Origin of the sequence: Xanthomonas sp. SHU 166 (assembly GCF_000364685.1) — a bacterium.
Classification (GTDB): Bacteria; Pseudomonadota; Gammaproteobacteria; order Xanthomonadales; family Xanthomonadaceae; genus Xanthomonas_A; species Xanthomonas_A sontii.
On the sequence record NZ_AQOJ01000778.1, the window covers coordinates 1 to 3636 of the forward strand.

Sequence of the window (3636 nt, forward strand, 5' to 3'; positions counted from 1 at the left end):
CGACACTCACGATCGCGGCCATCAGTTCCGGCGCGATGCGCTCGACCTCCTTGCAGATCAGCGTGGCGACCTCGATCAGCGGCTGTTCGCGGACCAGCGCATCCAGCACGTTCTTGTGCAGCACCTCGTGCATCTTGCTCTGGGTGATGTCGGTGAACGAGAGGATGTAGTGCTGTTGGCTGCCATCCTCGCTGGCGATGGGGGTGGCCACCAGGGTGGCCCACAGCGGGGTGCCGTCCTTGCGGTAGGCGAGGATGTCGGCCTGGTGGCCGAAACCGGCGCGCACGCGCTCGCGGGTGTGCTGCACGGTCTGCATGTCGGTACCGGGGCCGGCCAACACGTTGCTCGGCAGATGCCCCAGCACTTCGCTCTCGGCATAGCCGAACACCTGGCTGAAGCCGGCGTTGACGTAGAGGATGTTCAACTCCGGATCGCAGACGACGATGGCGGCGTCGCTGGAGTCCAGTGCCAGCGACAGCAGCCGCATCCTGGCGTCGCGGGCGCGCTCGGCGCTGATGTCGCGCACGAACAGCACCTGCAATTGGCTGTAGTGCTGCGGTGCCCGCGCCGCGCTCACCGCCAGCCAGCGCGCTGCGCCATCGTAGTCGCGCAACAGCAGCTCGTAGCTGCCGCTGCCGCCGTCGTGCAGGCAATGCGCGATGAAGTCGTCGCGCACGTCGGCATCGGCCAACTCGCCGAGCGGACGCCCCAGCACCTGCGCGCGGGGACGGTTCCACAGCGCCTCGGCGGTGTGGTTGAAGGCAACCACACGCGCCTGCGGATCGACGATCAGCACGCCTTCCGGTGCGTATTGCAGGCAGAGCAGCAGGTCCAGTTCGGAACGGGCCGATGCCACCCGCGCCGCCTCCACGCTGACGTCGCTGGGCACGCTCGACGTTGTGACGCGGCGGCCCGGCATGGTGTCAGCGCGCCTGCACGGACAGCGCGATCAGCCGCTCGGCGATCTTGTCCAGCGGCAAGACCTCCTGCGCCGCGCCCAGGCGGAAGGCGGTGCCGGGCATGCCCCAGACCACGCTGGTGGCCTCGTCCTGGACCAGGGTGCTGGCGCCGGCCTGGAGCATTTCCAGCAGGCCGCGCGCGCCGTCGTCGCCCATGCCGGTGAGGATCGCGCCGATGGCGTTGGCGCCGGCGTTGCGTGCCACCGACTGGAACAGCACGTCCACCGCCGGCTTGTGCCGGTTGACCGGCGGGCCGTCGTCGATCTTGCAGCGCCAGCGCGCACCGTCGCGGATCACCTGCAGGTGCTTGCCGCCGGGCGGCAGGTAGGCGTGGCCGGGCAGGATCGCTTCGCCTTCGCTGGCCTCGCGCACGGCCATGGCCGAGTGCCGGTTGAGGCGGTCGGCGAAGGCGGTGCTGAAGCCGGCCGGCAGGTGCTGGGTCATGACCACCGCAGGCGCGTCGGCCGGCATGCCTTCCAGTACCACGCGCAGCGCTTCGGTGCCGCCGGCGGAGGCGCCGATGGCGATCAGCCGGTCGGTGGTGCGGAACTTCAGCGAGGACACCGCGGCGGGCGTGGCGGTGGCGCCGGCCGGTTTCGGCGCGGCCGGCCGGTCCAGGGCGCGGACCTTGGCCTTGGACGCATTCTTGACCTTGGCGATGATCTCTTCGGCGTACTCCTCCAGCCCGCGGGCCACGTCGAGCTTGGGCTTGGAGACGAAGTCGACCGCGCCCAGCGACAGCGCCTGCAGGGTGGTGTCGGCGCCGCGCTCGGTCAGCGAGGAGATCATCACCACCGGCGTGGGCCGCAGCCGCATCAGGTTTTCCAGGAACGCCAGCCCGTCCATGCGCGGCATTTCCACGTCCAGGGTGATCACGTCCGGATTCAGGCGCTTGATCTTCTCGCGCGCCAGCAGCGGGTCGGCGGCCGAGCCGACCACTTCCACGCCGGGCGCGCCCGACAGGATTTCGGTAAGGATCTGTCGCACGACCGCCGAGTCGTCGACGATCAGCACGCGGCAAGGGGCTTCCAGGCTCATTCGAACAACTCCACGGCACCGGTGACGGGGGCTTTGGCGAGACGGGCGCGCACCGCCGACTCGGCCGCGGCGATTTCGGCTTCCTCGTGCGCGTGCGGCAGGCGCTGCACGACCACGCGGCCGGTAGCGGGGAAGAACCAGATCTTGCGCGGATGGATGCCGCGCAGATCCTCGGCCACCACCGGGATATGTTCGGCCTTGAGGTAGTTCAGCACGAAGTCGGCGTTGCGCGTGCCGACCGGATTGTTGGTGAAGCCCTTGAGCACGTTGCCGCCGCCGAACACCTTGGCTTCCAGGCGGTTGCGGGCGGCGCCGCGCTTGAGCAGGTCGTTGATCAGCACTTCCATCGCGTAGCTGCCGTAGCGGGCCGGCGCGCCGTCGCCGCTCTGGCCGTCGGGCAGCATGAAGTGGTTCATGCCGCCGATCTTCAGCAGCGGGTCGCGGATGCAGGCGGCCACGCACGAGCCCAGGATGGTGGTCAGCGCGGTGTCGTCGTCCACCACCAGGTACTGGGTCGGCAACAGCTTGGCCGCCATCGTCTGGAAGCGCGTGTCGTGATAGCGCATCACCTGGTCCAGGGCCATGGCCGCGGCGCTCATGCGCGATCCTTCTGCGCCCGGCGATACAGCGTGCGGCCGCAGGGCTGGATCAGGTCGGCCGCATGCAGATAGTTCTCCGAATGGCCGGTGTAGAGCATGCCGTCGTCGTCCAGGTGCGGAATCAGCCGCGACAGGATGCCGCGCTGGGTGGGCTTGTCGAAATAGATCATCACGTTGCGGCAGAACAGCGCCAGGTACGGGCCGGCGACGTCGTAGCGCGGTTCCAGCAGGTTGAGCTGGCGGAACTCAAGCAGGTCGCGCAGCGCCGGCAGCACCCGGCAGTGGCCTTCGTTGGCGCCGCTGCCGCGCTGGAAATACTTGCGCTTGAGGGCGGGATCGAGGCTGGCGACGCGTTCCAGCGCGTAGACGCCGCGCGAGGCGGTGGCCAGCACCTGGGTGTCGACGTCGGTGGCCAGGATCCGCACCGGCGGGGTCAGCGTGCCGAACGCTTCGCAGGCGGTGATCGCCAGCGAGTAGGGCTCCTCGCCGGTGGACGATGCGCAGGACCAGATCTTCAGCGGCGCCGCGCCGGAGTGCTTCTGCAACTCTTCGCGCAGCCGCTCGAAATGGTGCGGCTCGCGGAAGAACGAGGTCAGGTTGGTGGTCAGCGCATTGGTGAACGCCTCCCATTCGTCGCCGCCTTCGCGCTCCAGCCAGTCCAGGTAGTCGCGGAACGAGCGCAGGCCCAGCACGCGCAGGCGCCGCGACAGCCGGCCGTAGACCATGTCGCGCTTGGCCGGGGCCAGGGCGATGCCGGCCTTCTGGTAGATCAGGTCGCAGACCCGCTTGAAATCGCGGTCGCTGAAGTCGAAGTCGCGATTGTCGGAACCGGAGGAGGGCGAAGCGGGAGTCTGGATGGCCATGGTGCGCAGCGATGGTCGGTCAATCGGGTTATCGGCCGGGAACGGACGAAATTGACAGCCGGCAGTCAGGAAAGAGCGCCGGCGGTGGCGTGCGGGCTCAGAACTCCTGCCACTGGGCCTCGCTGGCGGCGGCGCTGGCGGGGCGCGGGCGCGCCGCCGCACGGGGCCTGGCGCGGG

At 69.4% G+C, this 3636-nt stretch carries 4 protein-coding genes; all 4 read right to left on the reverse strand.

Translation table 11 applies throughout. The annotated features are described in order from the left end of the window. Positions 1-919: PAS domain-containing protein (locus D180_RS18060; RefSeq protein WP_043091302.1), on the reverse strand; the 919-nt coding region annotated here is incomplete at its 3' end. 4 nt (positions 920-923) lie between these two features. Next, on the reverse strand, positions 924-1997 hold the full coding sequence (locus D180_RS18065; protein ID WP_043091300.1) for a chemotaxis response regulator protein-glutamate methylesterase: 1074 nt from the start codon (positions 1995-1997) through the stop codon (positions 924-926). Then, on the reverse strand, positions 1994-2596 hold the full coding sequence (cheD, locus tag D180_RS18070; RefSeq protein WP_017908723.1) for a chemoreceptor glutamine deamidase CheD: 603 nt from the start codon (positions 2594-2596) through the stop codon (positions 1994-1996). Before cheD ends, D180_RS18065 begins: the two co-directional genes overlap by 4 nt. Next, entirely contained in the window at positions 2593-3459 is an 867-nt protein-coding gene (locus tag D180_RS18075) for a CheR family methyltransferase (RefSeq protein ID WP_017908722.1), read from the reverse strand. Before D180_RS18075 ends, cheD begins: the two co-directional genes overlap by 4 nt. Positions 3460-3636: the final 177 nt, after the last annotated feature.